Genomic DNA, 17591 nt, shown 5'->3' on the forward strand with positions numbered 1-17591 from the left:
AATTTCTGCTGTAGGAGCACCGTCTAACGAAGTGCCATCATTTTGTCGTTAGGATCACGATACAGTGTGCGACGGCATATCGAAGCCGAGATATGCCGGTGAGGGAGGCCGTCGTATTTGGTGTTCTATAGCAGTCATGTGGGGAGTAACGAATCTTGTCAGCCGAGGGACGTTCAAAGGGTGTTACGACTGAGTCCCCATGGATGGTATTTCTGGTATTCCTGCGCCTAGGTCTCACTTCTTTCGGAGGCCCGATTGCACATCTAGCTTACTTTCGCGAAGAATTCGTTGCCCGACGCCAATGGCTGAGCGAGCGCAGTTATGGGGATTTGATTGCCCTGTGCCAATTCTTGCCGGGGCCCGCCAGTAGCCAGGTTGGCATAGGTATAGGACTTTCTCGTGCCGGATTTCCAGGAGCAGTCGCTGCGTGGGCAGGTTTCACATTGCCTTCGGCAATAATCTTGGTTTTATTCGCTCAGGGTATGTCCGCGTGGGGAGGCGCGTTTCCGAGCGGTCTTTTGCACGGTCTTAAAATTGTCGCGGTGGCTGTCGTTGCTCAAGCCGTCTGGGGAATGGGCCGTAGTCTTTGCACTGATGCCCCTCGAATAACCGTCGCCGTGTTTGCGGCTTATGCTGCAATGCTTTGGCCACATGCTTGGGGGCAGATCGGCGTGATTTTCTTCGGTGCCGTCATAGGACTAATGCTCTTCAAAACCGATCAAAGCCAGACTACTGAGTCTTTGCCGATACCGGTGAGCAGGAAAGTCGGTGTGGTGTCGTTGCTGCTGTTCTTCGGCCTGTTAGCTGGCCTGCCATTGCTGGTTCAGTTGTGGCCCTCACAAGCGTTAGCTGTGGTAAACGCCTTTTTCCGCGCCGGGTCATTAGTTTTCGGAGGTGGGCATGTTGTGCTGCCGTTGCTTCAGTCGGCGACCGTGCCGAACGGATGGGTAGCCAATGACACGTTTCTTGCCGGATATGGCTTAGCACAGGCCGTACCAGGCCCACTTTTTACCTTCGCAGCATTTCTTGGCGCGTCCATGAATGCCCAACCTTCTGGTTGGCTCGGGGCTACCGCGTGCGTCGTTGCAATTTTTGCTCCTTCGTTCTTGCTCGTAATCGGCGTGTTGCCATTTTGGGAGCAACTGCGGAAAAGCTTACGCACCCAAGCCGCACTTTCAGGCGTAAACGCAGCAGTTGTAGGCCTTCTCCTGGCAGCCTTGTATAACCCAGTCTGGACGAGCGCCATATTGATTCCTACAGATTTTGGCTTGGCGCTGATAGCGCTTGTGGCTTTGATGTTCTGGAAGGTTCCTCCATGGTTGGTCGTCCTGGCGGGAGGTCTTATCGGATGGTTACTCAGCATTTTATTTTGAGGTCGGCTAAGCGATGCCGTCAGGACGGGTCGCTTAGCGCACGCTTACAGTGTTCTGCGTTGTTGATGCAGCCGATGAATTTGATGAGCCGAAGGTGCAGAACTGAGAACATGCATTGCGACCTGAATTTTAGATTTCACACAGCTCATTTTTTTCAAATGGGCTAATGGCGAAACTGATCCGGGAAAGGTAATTTTCAAACTTTTATTCAGGGACGACTCACATGCCTGTCAGAATTCGAGCTGCAGTGGTTACAGATGCACAGGCAATCCAGCGCATTTATGCTCCCATAGTTTCGAACACGGCGATCTCATTCGAAGAGACCCCGCCAAGCGGTGAGGAGATTGCTCAGCGGATAGCGACGACACTTCAGACGTATCCCTACCTAGTGGCCGAAGAAGGTGGGGAGATCGAGGGCTACGCCTATGCCAGCCAGCACCGCGCACGTCCAGCCTACCGGTGGGCGGTGGACGTGACGGTGTACGTAGCTGAATCGGCTCGCCGTCAGGGCGTTGGCCGTGAGCTCTATGAGACTTTGCTTCCGATCCTTGAAAAACAGTGCTTTCGTGCAGCTTACGCCGGAATTGCTCAGCCCAATGAAGGCAGTGTGGGTCTGCACGAGTCGCTGGGATTCGTCCACATCGGTACATATCCGGAGGTTGGCTTCAAGCTTGGGAAATGGCACGACGTCGGCTACTGGCGGCTCGGACTGTGCCAGGCAACTCCGCCACTGGAGCCTATTCTCTTCCCCGATCTTGAAGTCGTATAAACAGTAGGCGCACTCGATTTGCTTCGCGAGCCATCAGGCTTCGCTTGTGAGATAGCTTTGGACTTGGTTGACTACATCTCGAGCGGTACGGGTCACTCCGATCAATGTAGCGGAAGCAAGCCCCGTCCAATCGCCGTAGCCCACCAGCCACAGATTAGGTGAAGCAACACTCCGGTTTTCATTCACGGTGACTTTACCGTCATCGTCAACGATACCCAGGTTGCCCAGGTGGTTGAGCGCTGGAGAAAATCCAGTACACCAGATGACAGTATCAATTTTCGTCTCGGCTCCCGATGGCCACACAACACCTGTTGAGGTGAAGTGCGTGAATGGCCGTACCGCGTTCAACACGCCGCGTTCGCGAGCTTCCTTTACCGGTGGCACCATCACGATGTCTCCCAGCCCTCCAACGGGCTGTTGAGGCTCCATCCCTTCTTGTTGCGCCTTCAATCTAGCAGTGGCCCGCTCGAACAGGACGCGGCCATCGACCTCATCTGGAAGATACTTTGGCGCTTGCTGAGTCACCCAAGTTGCGTGAGCCACTTTCGAAACTTCGGCGTAAATCTGGGCACCCGAGTTACCACCGCCGACGACCAGCACTGTTTTTCCCTCGAACTCACTCGGCCCAACGTAATGAGCGGAATGGATCTGTTGCCCCTCGAAAAGCTCCTGTCGTGGATAGGTTGGAATAACCGGACTGCTCCACGTGCCTGTTGCACTGATGACCGCTTTGGCATCCCAGTAAGTATCCCCGGAAAAAACGCGCAACCCGCCTTCGATGTTCTCGACATGGGTCACCCGCGTGGAACGGATGATGGGGAAGTCATATCGGCGCTCGTACTGAGTTAGATAGTCGACAACATCGTCCCGCCCAGGAGTCCCCTCGGATACTGCTGACATGGGCCAGCCGGCAATTGAGCTCCAAGCAGACGGCGAGAATAGTCTCAGAGAATCCCACCCATGCCGCCAGGCCCCTCCCGGTGCCGACTCGGCGTCGAGTAATACGTAGGAAAGGCCTGTACGTCTCAAAAAATAGGCTACGGTGAGCGCGGATTGGCCACCTCCAATGACCACTACATCAAATTTCGAGTTTTGATTCACCAGCATCTCTCCAGGCCCATCTGCTTTACATCGGTTTAAACCCTACGGCCATTCTCATCAATGACGACTTGTCCGTCTTCTTTGACGAAGCTGCCGCGCTGCTCCTGCGGCAGAAGGTCGAGGACTGCCTCTGACGGACGACACAAGCGTGTGCCCAAAGGCGTCACAACGATGGGGCGATTGATCAGGATGGGATGAGCCATCATGGCATCGATGAGCTGGTCATCAGTAAGTGACGTATCGTCCAGTCCCAGCTCCTCGTAAGGAGTGCCTTTGATACGAAGGAGGGCCCGCACCTCGATACCCATATCCTTGATCAACCTGACAAGCGCGGTGCGGTCAGGTGGTGTCTTTAGGTACTCGATAACAGTCGGCTCTTCTCCGCTGTTGCGGATCAGTTCCAAAGTATTGCGAGAGGTTCCACATTGCGGGTTGTGGTAGATCGTGATCTGGCTCATATCGCTTCCTCGTACTGACGTTAGATGGAGCGCTGGTTGACGCGTTTGGAAAGCTCTTCGGCGGACTCTTTACGCTCGGAGTACCGATCAACCAAATAATCCTGGCGATCCCGCAACAGCAGGGTGAACTTCATCAGCTCTTCCATCACGTCCACCAGTCGGTCGTAGTACGAGGACGGCTTCATACGACCTGTCTCGTCGAACTCGGTAAATGCTTTGGCCACCGAAGATTGGTTTGGGATGGTGAACATCCGCATCCATCGGCCCAGTACGCGCAGCTGATTAACCACGTTGAAAGATTGCGAGCCACCGCAGACCTGCATCACAGCTAGGGTTTTGCCCTGCGTAGGTCGTACAGCACCTATCGCCAGCGGAACCCAGTCAATTTGGGCTTTGAATACTGCGCTCATGGAGCCGTGACGCTCAGGGGAGCACCACACCTGTCCCTCAGACCATTGCATCAGCTCGCGCAGCTCAGCGACCTTGGGATGTGTATCGGGAGCGTCATCCGGCAGCGGCAGACCCGATGGGTCAAAGATCTTGGTTTCAGCACCAAACTCATTCAGCAGGCGTGCCGCCTCTTGCGTGACTAACCGGCTGAATGAGCGCTCTCGCGTTGATCCATACAGCAGAAGAATGCGAGGTTTATGGAGCGAAGGCGTACGAGGCGACAGTTGCTCCAGCGAAGGAATGTCGATCAGGTCGGCGTGTACGTTCGGCAATGTGTCTTGCATAAAAACTCCTACGGCGGCGCCAGGTTGGACACCGCCTCGGTTGATCTTTAAAGCGAACCGATGCGATCCAGTTCAGCTTTCAACTGTTCAGCGCTGATGATCTTCAGTGGCAGCGCAAGAAATGCGCTCACGCGCTCGTGAATTTTGGCCAGTGTGGCTTCAAACGCTGCGGTGATCTCGGCTTCCGACCCGCTAGCCTCAGACGGGTCGGCCAGCCCCCAATGCGCTTTCAAAGCGGGCCCGAAGAAGATTGGGCATGCCTCACCCGCAGCCCGGTCACAGACAGTGATCACGATGTCTGGAGGCGAGCCTTCAAAAGCATCCGAAGCCTTGCTGCTCAAGCCCGCAGTGGAGATACCCGCCGCCTCCAGCGTTTGCAATGCCCGTTGATTCACTCGGCCACTGGGAAAGCTTCCTGAGCTGACGGCTTCTACAGCCTGGGGCGCCAAGTGGTTGAAAAGCGCCTCGGACAGAATGCTGCGGCAGCTGTTGTGGGTGCACATGAACAAGACTTTCATCAGACGATTCCTTGATTCAGAAACTGAGGCGCAGTGCCAGGGCGGACAATGTGGCGACGAGGATGGGCACGGTCAGCACGATCCCGGTCTTGAAGTAATAACCCCAGCTGATCGTTATGTTTTTCCGGGCGAGCACGTGCAGCCACAATAGAGTTGCCAAGCTCCCAATTGGAGTGATCTTCGGGCCCAAGTCGCAGCCGATGATGTTGGCGTAAATCATCGCTTGCTGGACTACACCATCCACTTCGGCGGCATGAATGGATAAGGCGCCTACCAGAACGGTGGGCATGTTGTTCATGATCGAAGACAGCAACGCTGTTAGCAGCCCTGTACCAAGGGACGCGCCCCAAACGCCATAACCGGCGAACACGTTCAGGATCTGCGCGATGTGGTCGGTCAGGCCGGCGTTCTTCAGGCCATAAACAACCAGATACATACCCAAAGAAAAAATCACCACCTGCCATGGCGCCTCTTTGAGCACCTTGCTTGTGTTGATGGCGTGACCACGAGCCGCGATGACGTAAAGAATGAATGCACAGACCGCTGCAATGGCGCTGATTGGCACCCCCAGTGGCTCAATGACAAAGAAGCCGATCAGGAGTAGTGCCAACACCCACCAGCCAGCTACGAAAGTGGCCCGGTCGTGGATTGCCTCGTCCGGATTGTCCAGTTGGTTGAGGTCATACGTCTTTGGTAAATCCTTGCGGAAAAACCACAACAGCATGGCTAATGTCGCTGCCACGCTGACGATGTTTACCGGCACCATGATCGAAGCATATTCGTTGAAGCCGATATCGAAGTAGTCGGCAGAGACGATGTTGACCAAGTTGGAAACCACCAGCGGTAAGCTCGCCGTATCGGCGATAAAACCAGCTGCCATCACGAATGCCAAAGTGGCCGCAGGAGAAAAACGCAACGCCAGCAACATCGCGATCACAATGGGTGTGAGGATCAATGCTGCTCCGTCATTGGCGAACAGGGCCGACACCGCTGCGCCCAGCAGGACGATAAATGCGAACAGCTTGCGGGTGCTCCCGCCTCCCCATCGGGCCACATGCAGCGCAGCCCACTTGAAAAAACCTGCCTCATCAAGCAGCAGACTAATGATGATGACCGCGATGAAAGTCCCAGTGGCATTCCAGACAATGCGCCAAACCTCTGGTATGTCGGCAAGGGTAACGACACCTGCCAGCAACGCCACGATGGCACCGAACATCGCACTCCAGCCAACCCCAAGCCCCTTGGGCTGCCAGATGACAAGGACGATGGTGGCGATAAAGATCAATACGGCAATCAGCATTTCATTAATCCGGTTGGGCGTGAATCAGCTACACACGGCTTGGTTGATCGGACGGTCGTTCATGCCGCAGAGGCGCTTAGCTTCGGTTTCCAGCCATTGCTGATTGGCGTCTACCACTTCCTTCAAAACTGCAGTCACCCACGCGGGTAAATCAGGATTCAGGCGGTAATACACCCACTGGCCTTGGCGACGATCCAAAAGCAAACCGGCAGAGCGCAGCAGGGCCAAATGACGAGAAATCTTCGGCTGGTTCAGATCGAGTGCCGCCGTCAGCTCGCAGACACACAACTCACCTTCACTCACGACAAGCAGCGAAATTTTTGCTCGTGTGTCATCTGCCAGGCACTTGAAAAGAGTGGTTGGGGTCATCGGTTCTGTCATAGATCCTCCTGGTGTTTGGTCTTGACCAAAACGAAGAGCTTGATGCGCTCGTGGATGTCGTGGAGCGTGTGGCGAAATGCGCCAGGATCAACGCTAGTAACTGGGTCAGGAAAATCCCAAGCAATGACTTCACCTGCGCTGGGCATTGGTAGGCACTCGCTTGCGGATTTATCACAAAGAGTGATTACGTAATCGAATCGATCAGCTTGAAACTCGCTGATGGACTTGCTGCGCAGGCCCGTTGCATCGACTCCAACCGCCTCCAATGCTTGAGTCGTGCGAGGATCAACCTCAGACGGTTCAGACCCTGCGCTAAAGGCCTCGAAGCGCTGATCGGTGTGACGCAGCAATGCCTCTCCAAGCAGGGATCGGGCTGAGTTGGCAACGCACACGAATAGCACTTTGATAGCAGGGCTCATGGTTAAACTCGACGCATATGGAAAATCGAATATACGCTTTGGCGAATATTCGGTAAAGCGAATATGATGGCTGCTGCTTAGGCTTGAGCCGTGACAGTTCCTACAAAGCGGCACAAAGGAGATAAGGGGATGGGCAAGGAAATGATGATCCAGGCAACGGAAATAGCCGGAGGGCAATGGCAGCTCTTTCGCGATGCACTGAAATCTGCTGACCTTCCTGCAGACGATATTGATCTTCCGGGCCGAACATTTTTTGAGTTCACACTGGACAGCGAGACGGTCGCATGGGGAGGATTCGAAACGCATGGTACGGACGGGTTGCTGCGTTCCCTGGTCGTAGTCTCGACACACAGATCGAAGGGGGTCGGTGTCACGGTGCTTCGGGTCATTGAAGCGAAAGCCGCCGAGCTGGGAATCGCTCGACTTCATTTGCTGACAACAACTGCGTCAGGCTTTTTTGAACAGCAGGGCTATGCAGCAAACCAACGAGGCTCTGCGCCGCCTCTGATTTCTCAGACGGAGCAGTTCATGGGGCTTTGCCCTGGCTCGGCTTGCTACATGTGCAAGGCATTATCTGCGAATGCACGAAAGTAGCTGATCACCTTGGTGATGGCTTTTAGCCTCGATGCCAGCTAGATTTGGAACTTTCTACGATCAAGGATGGATATGAAAAAGCTCATCGCAGTAATGGGGATCTGTGTCGCACTTGGCGGTTGCGCTACGTCCCACTACACCGCAGGGCGAGACTTTCCGTCGGCCAGTGTAGCGAGCATCACCAAAGGCAAAACGACGACTACTGAGTTGAAGTCCCTGTTTGGTGAGCCCTATGCCAAGAGTGCTGTCAGCGAGACTGACGAAAAGTGGATCTACACCTACACCAATGGCTCAGCCCATGCCCAAAGCTACGTGGTCACCATGAAGGTGACGACTACGGGCACCCAGAAAACTCTCGACGTCTTGATCCGAAATGACGTGGTCATCAACTACACGTTCAGCGAAGGCCCCGCTCCAGGCAGTACCACTGCGACGAACTAAGTTCGCCACCTTGCCATTGGGCGACCCACCGCCCTCAGTACGTTGTTGATGGAGCAAGCTCATGGACAGAACGTATGCATTCGTGGATGAGTCCGGGAATTCCGACCTTGATACGTCAAAGGGAGGAAGCTCGGGATTCTTCATCGTGTGCTCCATTCTGGTGGCAGAGAAAGATCTGGAAGCTGCTTATGCCCAAGCTGAAGCACTCCGCATGCGTCATTTTCAAACAGGCGAGATCAAATCTAGCAATCTGAAGCCCAAAGATTCAGATCGCCGTGCCCGAATCCTCAACGAGCTAGCTGAGCTGCCATTCAAGCTCTATTTCACCGTCGTTGATAAGTCTCGAATTCACAAAGACGGCGGCCTCCGTATCAAGACCTCGTTCATAAAATACGTGAACGGGTTGCTCTATGAACGTTTGTTCCGCGCATACCCTGACCTCCAGATGGTCGTAGACGAACATGGTGGCCAGGAATTTCAGGAGAGCCTCAAAAGCTACGTTGCAGAACGATTCGTGGACGACCTATTTGGCGATAAGGATGCCTTCCAGACGATGGCCAGTAAGGACAACGTTTTGGTTCAGGTTGCGGATTTCTTCGCTGGCTCAGTCGCTCAGATCTACGAAGAGAAAGCATCGGAAGAAGCAGTTCTTGCCTACAAAAAGATCCTACGCAGCCTGACTCTTGGAATGCTTGAGTGGCCATCCAAGTACCAGTCTCTTCTGCCACCACCGACGGATGAATCTGGGTATGCAGACTACCAGGTACACCAAGAAGCTCTCCGCCAAGCTGATCGTTTTAGCGAGCGGGCTGGTGAACACCCTGATGAGGATGAGCGCCTGCAATTGAGTATCCTGCGGTTCTTAAGATTTCAAAGCGAATTCGTCACCAAGGATTACGTGCTGACTACGGAGATCATGGCCCATCTAAAAGACAGCGGACTGGGAGAGGTCAACGGCCAGAGAATTCGTTCCAGTGGCATTGCCAAGCTTCGGGATGCCGACGTAATCATCACAAGCGCGGCCAAAGGCTACAAGATCCCTCAAACACGGGCAGACATTAACGAATTTCTTGAAAGAGCGTCAGGCATTGTTGTTCCTCTACTGGAACGGGTCAAAAAGGCTCGAGAGGTATATCGGCTGAGTAGTCGAGGAGAATATGACATCGTGACGGCGGCCAACCTGGCTGAGCTAGCCAAGCTGCTCGCTGCGCTCGAGGCATTTGCAGATGACTGAACTCAGTTATGGCCAGGAACCTCACCAGGCTGCATTAATCCAGGATGAAATCCTAGAGATTTTGAAAGAGGCCAAGGTGCTCGCGCGTAGATTCTATCGCCTGACCGGCAAGCCGCTGGGCGTGACCGGCGAGGTCGCAGAGTACGAAGCTGCTGCTAGGCTCGGCCTGTCACTACATCCTGCAAGGCAGGCAGGTTACGACGCTACAGAGGCGCTGGAAGATGGAGTCGCGAGAATCCAGATAAAGGGCCGTTGCATCCTGAACCCACGAAAGATTACGGGCCGAATGGGGGCAATTGATCTTCGCCAACCCTTCGATACTGTGCTCTTGGTACTGCTTGATTCTGAGTTCAACGCATTTGCGATGTACGAAGCGAGTCGTGCCATGGTCGAGGCAGCTCTAACCTTGCCAGGTTCCAAAGCCAGAAATGAACGTGGCGCGCTGGCAATTAGGCAATTCATGTCGATAGCCAATTTGCGCTGGACTCGTCATGAAACTGGCGAATCGAAGAATAAATTCCCGCCTTAAAGCCGAGCGATGAGGATATGTCTCTAATGGGGCGCGAGAGTTAATGTCCCCTAAACGGGACATTAACCACCATTTTTAGGCTTAATGCTCCCATTTTGGCTCATTACGATGGGCCATGGATCGCGGATGATATGGCAATGGCGTCACTGCTGATTTTCGATATCAAGGCAGGCCTCCACATTACGACGCGATGGAAATCCGACGAATAAGGATTACAGCCTAACATCTTGAAGCTATTATTGAGCCATCACCAAGGTTCATTAGGTGCAATTGAATGGATTCGCATATGAACGGCTTGACCCACACGCGATATGCGTGCAGCGGCTCATTCAAATTAGGAGATACTTTCCAGGGAAGCCTAAGCATTGGAGTAACGGTGGCTGTTCTTCTGAGCGGAGCTCTCATGAATTACAAAATAGCTGCCATGAAAGATCGAGACTATTCTCATCATTACAGCTCCCTTGCACTTTCTCGCACAGCGCATGAGATGCTTCTAATCGGGTTGTTCATCTGGCAATCATAGGAGTGATTGACTCTCTCGCGTCTTCATGACTCGATAGCGATCATAAATTTATCTGGTTATTTAAAACTATAAGAGGCTGAGGGGATATGTCGGGTGGGGAATTAGTTAATATTGGAAGGATAGCAGAGAAGATTTCGGATGATCTTTTTTCGTTCTTCAAGTGGGAGATTGTCGGGCCTTCGAACCTGAACTATCTCTGCGTTCAAAAAGAAATCCATGCTAAAGGAAAGTCGGGAGACCACCACCACCCTACCGATGTTGTATTCCGGTATTTTGATCCGTATGCCAATAAAACTGTGTATATGCATACAGACTTGAAAAGCTATGCTAAGGGCAGTATCGGTACCACAGAGATCAGAAAAGCACTGGTCAGCTTGGCGAAATCAATAGACTGTGCCTATATCAGCCCGGACTGGCGAGATCGCTATCTTCTTATTCGTGGCGAGAAAAAAATAATCAGCGGAATGCTTTTCGTATTCAATCATGACGATCAATATGATCGAGATTTCTATGATCATTTTAAGGATTTGAAATCGGACAACCTCCATATCAAAGAGGGGCAGCAACTTCACATCGTCGAGCCAGCCCTAATTAACTATATAGCGACTCTTAGGCAGGATATAAACAGCTTGGTAGCAAATGGTACCTTCCCACGAAGGAAATATACTTTTTTGTATCCGGAAATGACCTTGCACAAGGCAGCAGGCGACTACTGGGCCAGGCCAGCAACGATGGAAATGATAGCATCTCCTTATCTGATCATTCATCATGGAGAAGTCCACGAATTAGATGACGATGGACATAAGGTAAAAACGTCTGGTGAAGGCTATATTATCTACTATCGACGCAGTGGTGCGAGCGAATATGAGTTCATGTACTTGTTTGACGCACTCTCCAGATTTCAGATATTGAATGGCGACAAAGAAAAGAAAATTAGAATTCGGATAATTTGCAAAGATTCCAGCGACAAATTAATAAGCAACTATCGGTCAGCCATCGCAAACTATGTTCGGGAATGGAACGAAGATGAACATCGCCGAAACATACTAGAAAGGATTGACCTGCAGGTAGTTACGATGGCAGTGCACAATTACAAAGCCGAACACATCGGATGGGATCGACCATGAAAATTGGTAGTCTTTATTATGCTTCAGACAAAGCCATGTTTGATGCTTTAACCCAACGAAAAGTGACCATTGCTCACTTGCGAGAGCTATTCTTATCGCGAGGTATTATAATTTCACCCGACACAAATAAAGAATTTCTGGCTAGACAATTCAGTAGTTTTTTTCATGATTATGCTGACTTTCAAAAACTCTCTATACTCATTGGTGCTCACAGTGCTAGAGAGCGGACAACAAATATCAATCTTAAGGTCGTTCTGAGCAAACAGAAGCTACTTGAATCTCTTGAGTCTACAAAAGAGATGCTAGAGGATAAGCATCAAGATAGTGTTGATTACTGGGTTGAAGGTGACGCAATCCTGTGCACAGTGCGATATACAAAAACGGATTACGGGCAGTCAGAGTTTAGGCAGGTAGTACAGAAGGATGCGCAGATAAAGTTTGAACCTACGACTGATGGATGGAAGGTCACGGGGCCCATGAACGATAAGTTCAAGGTTGTTTCAGCAGCACTACAAAGCCAGATAGAGACTCTTACCGATGAAAAGGTTAGCGTGGTGGATATTTCTCTAGCATCCTTCCCGGACTCAAGCTTGAGGAGTAAATTTTTCCGGCAAATGATATATGCCCTGCCCAAAATGAAAGTTCTCGATGTAATTGATGTTGCTACATATAACCCAGTCAAAGATATCGATGACGATATGCTGGAGGATGAATTTGACTCCTCAGACGTCGATGAGCCTGAGATCAAAGAAACCAAGGCAATCACTCGAATATCGAAAGCTCAATTACGTGGTCAAGGGGTGCTTGAGTCGGAACAACTTCTCAGCCTTGAGGCGAATGGGTTCTATATTTGGAAGATATTGTGGCATGCAGTGGACGAAAACCAGTTTGATTCTGATGTTTACGTCTTAGAATCACAGTTCGGCAAACAATCTGAGTGCGCGGACTTCTCCTACATCGTCAAAGGTGTAATGCGCTACCAATCGGTAGGCGAATATGGAGCAAGGATCAAAGCCAACCCAGTGGACGAGGAACGTATTAAAAAGCTTATTGTAAAGGCAGCGGAGTCTACACTGGCAGCAATAACCAAAGGTAAATAAAGATGCGAACTATAAGGTTCAAGGTTTTTTTACTGCATATAAATTCGACAATGGACGAGCTGAACAGCCTGATGTCGGCAGCGCCGTTTGACCCCGACTATGGCTCTGGCGTGGAGCTAATAGCTCCCGTCCAAAAAATGCTCAGCGCTAAATATCATGAGCAAAACACTTTGATCAGCGATTTGACGGATGTATATGGGAATTCCCTTCAGAACACCGTTATTCAATATCTCAGCTTCAGGTTTTATATTCGCGAAAAAGGGCTGAATCTCTATGAGGTGATAGCCGAGTCGCCTCCGCAAAGCATGAAAGGCTTTACGACGACTCTCAGACGCGTACTCCCCAAGTCCTTCGCTTTCGAAGGCGCTAAGCTCGATGTCTACGACTGGTTTAAAAAGCTTGATAAGTTAGAGCGAATTACAACTCTGAAGCCAGTAAAAACTCAGACTGCACTCGTAAACCTTGATGGTGATTCAGCATTCAAAGTTGCAGTTGAATCCAGATCTGATGCGGTGGCCAAGACAGAAAAACTGGTAGGTGATCAGAAGCTGGTATTGGATAAGGTCAAGGTCTCCTTATATTATGAGGCATCTGAACGAACATTAGAGGTAACTCGAACTTATGGAGCCGCCCTCACCGGTTTTTCTGATCCATACGAAGCAATTGAGTTCTTGGCATATGTAATCTGAGGTAGTAGGAAATGACCAATCTGTTACCCGAATTCAATTTAACTGAGGGGCTTGAGAATTCAGCAACCGGTAATTTTTTCTATATCTCTATTATGCTTGGCGAGTCATTATAGCTTTCCAGAACTCTATATTCGGGCAAACCACTATGTCAGCGGGACGTGCGTCATTAAAGCTAATTTCAAAGTTCTGGAATTTCATCAGTTCCGACCGACGCCTCGATTGCAAAAAGACGCGTGAGCAAAATTTCATCACGGCTTCTAACAAGGTTAAGACTATTTCATTAAACGCCGGTGGTGTAATTTCTATAGATCCAGAAGAGATCCGTGATCAAATAATTACGTCGCGTGAGCAACTCAAACATCTTGTCCACAAGCCGGGAACTCACAGTTGGCCATCCGCTACTCATGGGGTACGATTCTGGCTCTACTGGAGAAACTCCAGTAAATGTCTTGGACTGCAATTGTTGCTTAGCGTCGGCTCGCCAGCGGAGAGGCAGTAAAGGTACGCATGCCTTAAATCTATAAAAACCGGTGAGTACACCGTCATAACAGCCAGCCCATTTTTGGGCGATGTGGATAGTCTTCCGCCGTGGTTTGACGCCGATACAAATCGGCAAATTGCTACGGCCTTGTGGGGTTATAGCTTGAGTGGTTCTACACTCTCATCGGGGCGATGGACGCTTGGAATGCGGAGTTGTGACGGCCTACCGCAAAGCCCAATGACAGCCCAGGGCCAAAATCTAAGGGAGATGAACCGATGCTCGGAGCTGAAGGGCTTCCCGATGTCTGGGAAACGGCCATAGACTCAAAACGTGAAAAATAATGCCACGCCCCCCAGATCGATTTTCGTATACTTTCGAGCCTAGAAACGCCAAAAAACGCTCTAAAGTATACGAAAACAAACGCCATACAAGCGACTAAATCGCTGCAGGCCACGACTTTAGGCGGACTCAGGAAAGTATACACTTCCTAGCTGGCTACTATGCCAATAAGCTGAGCGCGTTCAGGTGTTGCAAGACACCTGAATGAGAAACCCCCGACAGACCTCTGGTGTGTCGGGGGTTTTCTTTTGCCCGAGAGAAAAAGCCCTTCCCCCTCACGCCCGCCGTATCTGAGAACTCTGGGTGTCCAGGTGAACGGAGGCAGAGTGAATACTTCCGGCACAACTGTTCCGCAGAACTTCCACCCCCTTATCACGCCCACAAAAAAGCCCCTCGAAACGAGGGGCTCCTGGGTACGACTCAAACCAGAATCAGGTCATCTGAATGATGGTCTGCATGATGGTGCTCTGGGTCGAAATGGTCTTCGCGTTCGCCTGATAGTTGCTCTGGCCCTTGATCAGGTCCACCAGCTCATTGGTCAGGTTCACGTTCGACTCTTCCAGCGAGTTCGACTGGATGGAACCCAGTGTGCCGGTTTCCGGAGCGTCATAACCCGGGATACCCGAAGCGAAGGTTTCCTTCCAGCTGGTGCCGCCCACTGCTTGCAGACCTTGTTCGTTGGTGAAGCTGGCCAGTGCAACCTGGCCGATCGCCTTGTTCTGGTTGTTGCTGAAGTTGGCGAACAGCGTACCGGTGCCGTCGATGGTCAGGTTGGTGATCTGGCCAGTGGCGTAACCATCCTGAGTCGGGATGGTACGCGAGGTGTCAGCGTTGTACTGAGTGGTCTTGGCCAGGGAAACAGTCACGCCATTCGGGTTGGCAGCCGCGCCGTTAGGCGTGAAGTTGCCATTGGTCACGGTGCCCGGCACCCAGTTTTTCAGTGTCAGATCGCTGCTGATGATCGGGTTCGGAGCCGGCGCCGGCAGAGTGCTCGGTGTGCTGACCTGAAGCAGCTTGCCGGAACTGTCGAACGTCAAAGTCGATGCAATCGGCGGAGTGGCAGCTTTGCTTGGATCACTGCCGGTCGCGTCCGGGTTGCGCCCGTCCACCAGCGTGTACACCTTCCAGGTGTTTTCGCCCGTCTTCACGACGTACTGATCCATGTTGTGCTTGTTGCCCTGCGTGTCATAGATCGGGGTGCTGAACGACTCGGTGTAAGTCTCGACCTTGGACGGATCGAACTTGACAGCGGTGGCGCCGGTATCAACGATCACGGGAGCCGACGAGTTCAGGTTGATGCTCGACCCCACGGCCGAAGTCGACTTCGGTGCCAGGTTCGAGGTGTCGATCTTCAGGTCGGTCAACACGCCCTTGATGATCTTGCCGCTGGAATCCACAGCGTAACCTTGCAGGCGCGAGGTGTAGTCGGTGTTGGTGATGAAACCGGCGTCGTCGACTTTGAAAGTACCGGCACGGGTGTAGGAAATCGAACCGTTGTTGCTCATGGTGAAGAAGCCGGAACCGTTGATACCCATGTCCAACACGTTACCGGTGTTGTTGATGTCACCCTGAGTGAACTGCTGGGAAACGTTGGCCAGGCGCACACCGTTGCCGATGACTTTGCTGCCGGTGCCCAGGCGGGTCGCCGAGTAAACGTCTTCGAATTCTGCACGGGACGATTTGAAACCGGCGGTCGCGACGTTGGCGATGTTGTTGCCGGTCACGTCCAGTTGTTTGTTGGCTGCATAGAGACCGCTAAGGCCGATATTGAAAGACATATTCCACTCCTTTGTTGCCGGTTAGTCGGCTCTATATACCAATGGTTTGTACTTTGGACAGGGCAACGGAGCCCTTGCCAGCCAGGTTGAGCATCAGCTCGCCACCGGTCTGGCTGATCGTCACGCTGTTGACCGTTGCCGGCAGGTAAGTGGCCAGATCGGTCGCGGTGCCGTTGATCGGTGCGCTCGCCTTGAAGGTGTAGGTACCGGTCGGCACGAGGGTGCCGGACGTGTCCTTGCCGTCCCAAGTGAAGCTGGCACTGCCAGCGGCGCGACTGCCCAGATCGATGGTGCGAACCGTCTTGCCGCTGCTGTCGGTGATGGTCACGGTGCCCTCAGCAATGGACGTCGACAGGTTCACCGAACCGGTCAGGCCTTTGCTCGGGTCGTCGAGTTGCGCGGTGTTGGTCTGCACAATGACGTTGCGACCGACCAGCGACGACGCCTGCAGCGCCTGCGACGAGTTGTAGTTGCCGGCCAGGCCGCTCACGGTGCTGTTGAGCGTGGTGATGCCTTCGAGGCTGCTGAACTGCGCCAACTGCGCAACGAATGCGCTGTTGTCCTGCGGATCGAGCGGGTTCTGGTTTTTCAGCTGGGTAACCAGCAGTTGCAGGAACGCGTCCTTGCCCAGCGCTTGCCCGCCGGTGGCACTGTTGGTCGCCGAAGCGATGCCGCCCGTTGTGGTGCTGCTGGTCTTCGACGAGTTGGCCAGTACGTCTTTCAGACTAGGGGTGCTGGTGGTATCGGTAACACTCATGGCAGTCGCCCCTTATTACTGACCGAGGGTCAGTACCTTCTGCATCATGGTTTTGGCGGTGTTCATCATTTCGGCGTTGGTCTGGAACGAACGACTCGCGGAAATCATGTCAGCCATTTCTTCCACCACGTTGACGTTCGGGTAGTAGACGTAGCCTTTGGCGTCAGCCGCCGGATGATTCGGCTCGTAGCGCGCTTCGAGGTTGCTCTGGTCTTCGACCACACCGAGCACCTGTACGCCCTGACCGGCCGCGTCCTGACTCTGGAACAGCGAGTTGCTGCCAGCGTTTTGGCCGCCCTGGAACATGGTGGCGAATACCGGGTGACGGGCGCGATAGGTCTGGTCGATGCTCGACGAGACGGTCTCGGCGTTGGCGATGTTCGAGGCCACGGTGTTCAGACGCGTGGTTTGTGCGCTCATGCCGCTGCCGGCAATGTTGAAAACGCTGGACAGGGACATGAGTTACTCTCCGCGCAGGGCTGATACCAGCCCTTTGAATTTGCTGTTGAGCAGGGTGAAGCTGGCCTGGAAGCCGACGGCGTTTTCCGCGTAGTTCGACTGTTCCAGTTGGGCGTCCACGGTGTTCTGGTCGATCGAAGGTTGCATCGGCGTGCGATACATCAGCGATTCGTCGCCGTTGCCCAGGCCTTCAGCTTCGATGTGACGGCTGTTGGTCATGTTCAACGCGATGGTGCCGTTGGCGTTCTTCTGGGTCTGTGCTTCAAGCACTTTGGAGAAGTCCAGATCCCGCGCCTTGTAGTTCGGGGTATCGGCGTTGGCGATGTTGTTGGCCAGCACTTCGGCACGCTGGGCGCGGAAGCCCAATGCCTTTTCGTGAATGCCGAGCGCTTTATCGAAGCTGATGCTCATGTCGGGAACCTTCAGGTGACCGGTTTTTCGTAACTGAGCTTTAGCAAGCACCGTGCCAAACCATAATCCCCCTATA

Annotated in this window: 20 protein-coding genes; 9 read left to right on the forward strand and 11 right to left on the reverse strand. The window is 52.6% G+C overall.

Annotation, left to right across the window (positions count from 1 at the left end; translation table 11 throughout):
• The first annotated feature begins 203 nt into the window (after positions 1 to 203).
• On the forward strand, positions 204 to 1373 hold the full coding sequence (chrA, locus tag HU718_RS22990; RefSeq protein ID WP_104911078.1) for a chromate efflux transporter: 1170 nt from the start codon (positions 204 to 206) through the stop codon (positions 1371 to 1373).
• Between the two features lie 223 nt (positions 1374 to 1596).
• Entirely contained in the window at positions 1597 to 2142 is a 546-nt protein-coding gene (locus HU718_RS22995) for an arsinothricin resistance N-acetyltransferase ArsN1 family B (protein ID WP_055135313.1), read from the forward strand.
• Positions 2143 to 2175: 33 nt separating this feature from the next.
• Here HU718_RS22995 and HU718_RS23000 read toward each other — a convergent pair whose 3' ends face one another.
• The 7 genes from HU718_RS23000 to HU718_RS23030 are packed head-to-tail and all read right to left on the reverse strand — an operon-like array spanning position 2176 to position 7053.
• Positions 2176 to 3249 (reverse strand): ArsO family NAD(P)H-dependent flavin-containing monooxygenase, encoded by a 1074-nt coding sequence (locus tag HU718_RS23000; protein ID WP_186614621.1) that lies wholly within the window; start codon positions 3247 to 3249, stop codon positions 2176 to 2178.
• 29 nt (positions 3250 to 3278) lie between these two features.
• A complete protein-coding gene (arsC, locus tag HU718_RS23005; protein WP_186614619.1) occupies positions 3279 to 3701 on the reverse strand; it encodes an arsenate reductase (glutaredoxin) in 423 nt (140 codons plus the stop codon).
• A 20-nt stretch (positions 3702 to 3721) separates the two neighbouring features.
• On the reverse strand, positions 3722 to 4435 hold the full coding sequence (gene arsH / locus HU718_RS23010) for an arsenical resistance protein ArsH (protein ID WP_055135316.1): 714 nt from the start codon (positions 4433 to 4435) through the stop codon (positions 3722 to 3724).
• 47 nt (positions 4436 to 4482) lie between these two features.
• Positions 4483 to 4953 carry an arsenate reductase ArsC gene (locus tag HU718_RS23015; protein ID WP_186614617.1) on the reverse strand — a complete coding sequence of 157 codons (471 nt, stop codon included), beginning with the start codon at positions 4951 to 4953 and terminating at the stop codon, positions 4483 to 4485.
• A 16-nt stretch (positions 4954 to 4969) separates the two neighbouring features.
• Positions 4970 to 6253: an arsenic transporter gene (locus HU718_RS23020; protein WP_076564219.1), complete on the reverse strand. Its 1284-nt coding sequence runs from the start codon at positions 6251 to 6253 to the stop codon at positions 4970 to 4972.
• 24 nt (positions 6254 to 6277) lie between these two features.
• Entirely contained in the window at positions 6278 to 6634 is a 357-nt protein-coding gene (locus HU718_RS23025) for a metalloregulator ArsR/SmtB family transcription factor (RefSeq protein ID WP_186614615.1), read from the reverse strand.
• On the reverse strand, positions 6631 to 7053 hold the full coding sequence (locus tag HU718_RS23030; protein WP_186614613.1) for an arsenate reductase ArsC: 423 nt from the start codon (positions 7051 to 7053) through the stop codon (positions 6631 to 6633). The genes HU718_RS23025 and HU718_RS23030 overlap by 4 nt, the downstream gene beginning before the upstream one ends.
• A 129-nt stretch (positions 7054 to 7182) precedes the next feature.
• On the opposite strand from HU718_RS23030, the gene arsN2 reads away from it, so the two are divergent.
• The 7 genes from arsN2 (at position 7183) to HU718_RS23065 (ending at position 13290) form a co-directional block, all read left to right on the forward strand.
• The gene (gene arsN2, locus HU718_RS23035) at positions 7183 to 7647 is read left to right on the forward strand and encodes an arsenic resistance N-acetyltransferase ArsN2 (RefSeq protein WP_177035183.1); all 465 of its coding nucleotides are present in this window, start codon (positions 7183 to 7185) and stop codon (positions 7645 to 7647) included.
• A 72-nt stretch (positions 7648 to 7719) separates the two neighbouring features.
• Positions 7720 to 8088, forward strand: a complete 369-nt coding sequence (locus HU718_RS23040; protein ID WP_017337075.1) for a hypothetical protein — start codon at positions 7720 to 7722, stop codon at positions 8086 to 8088.
• Positions 8089 to 8149: 61 nt separating this feature from the next.
• Positions 8150 to 9322 (forward strand): DUF3800 domain-containing protein, encoded by a 1173-nt coding sequence (locus tag HU718_RS23045; protein ID WP_186614602.1) that lies wholly within the window; start codon positions 8150 to 8152, stop codon positions 9320 to 9322.
• Positions 9315 to 9851: a hypothetical protein gene (locus tag HU718_RS23050; protein WP_177035185.1), complete on the forward strand. Its 537-nt coding sequence runs from the start codon at positions 9315 to 9317 to the stop codon at positions 9849 to 9851. Before HU718_RS23045 ends, HU718_RS23050 begins: the two co-directional genes overlap by 8 nt.
• Before the next feature lie 609 nt (positions 9852 to 10460).
• Positions 10461 to 11501, forward strand: a complete 1041-nt coding sequence (locus tag HU718_RS23055) for a PD-(D/E)XK nuclease domain-containing protein (RefSeq protein WP_186614600.1) — start codon at positions 10461 to 10463, stop codon at positions 11499 to 11501.
• Complete coding sequence (locus HU718_RS23060) at positions 11498 to 12601, forward strand: hypothetical protein (protein ID WP_189683963.1); 1104 nt, start codon at positions 11498 to 11500, stop codon at positions 12599 to 12601. The genes HU718_RS23055 and HU718_RS23060 overlap by 4 nt, the downstream gene beginning before the upstream one ends.
• A 50-nt stretch (positions 12602 to 12651) precedes the next feature.
• Positions 12652 to 13290 (forward strand): hypothetical protein, encoded by a 639-nt coding sequence (locus HU718_RS23065; RefSeq protein WP_177035187.1) that lies wholly within the window; start codon positions 12652 to 12654, stop codon positions 13288 to 13290.
• A gap of 1251 nt (positions 13291 to 14541) precedes the next feature.
• Here the strand turns inward: HU718_RS23065 and flgE are convergent.
• Genes flgE through flgB form a run of 4 tightly spaced genes read right to left on the reverse strand, consistent with a single transcriptional unit; the run spans position 14542 to position 17515 of the window.
• Positions 14542 to 15888 carry a flagellar hook protein FlgE gene (gene flgE, locus HU718_RS23070; protein ID WP_186614598.1) on the reverse strand — a complete coding sequence of 449 codons (1347 nt, stop codon included), beginning with the start codon at positions 15886 to 15888 and terminating at the stop codon, positions 14542 to 14544.
• Between the two features lie 31 nt (positions 15889 to 15919).
• Positions 15920 to 16645, reverse strand: coding sequence for a flagellar hook assembly protein FlgD (gene flgD / locus HU718_RS23075; protein ID WP_038369493.1), 726 nt, complete (start codon positions 16643 to 16645; stop codon positions 15920 to 15922).
• A gap of 15 nt (positions 16646 to 16660) precedes the next feature.
• Entirely contained in the window at positions 16661 to 17104 is a 444-nt protein-coding gene (flgC, locus tag HU718_RS23080) for a flagellar basal body rod protein FlgC (RefSeq protein ID WP_053122816.1), read from the reverse strand.
• Between the two features lie 3 nt (positions 17105 to 17107).
• Entirely contained in the window at positions 17108 to 17515 is a 408-nt protein-coding gene (gene flgB / locus HU718_RS23085; RefSeq protein WP_007917581.1) for a flagellar basal body rod protein FlgB, read from the reverse strand.
• Positions 17516 to 17591: the final 76 nt, after the last annotated feature.

The organism is Pseudomonas tensinigenes, from assembly GCF_014268445.2.
GTDB classification, from domain to species: domain Bacteria; phylum Pseudomonadota; class Gammaproteobacteria; order Pseudomonadales; family Pseudomonadaceae; genus Aquipseudomonas; species Aquipseudomonas tensinigenes.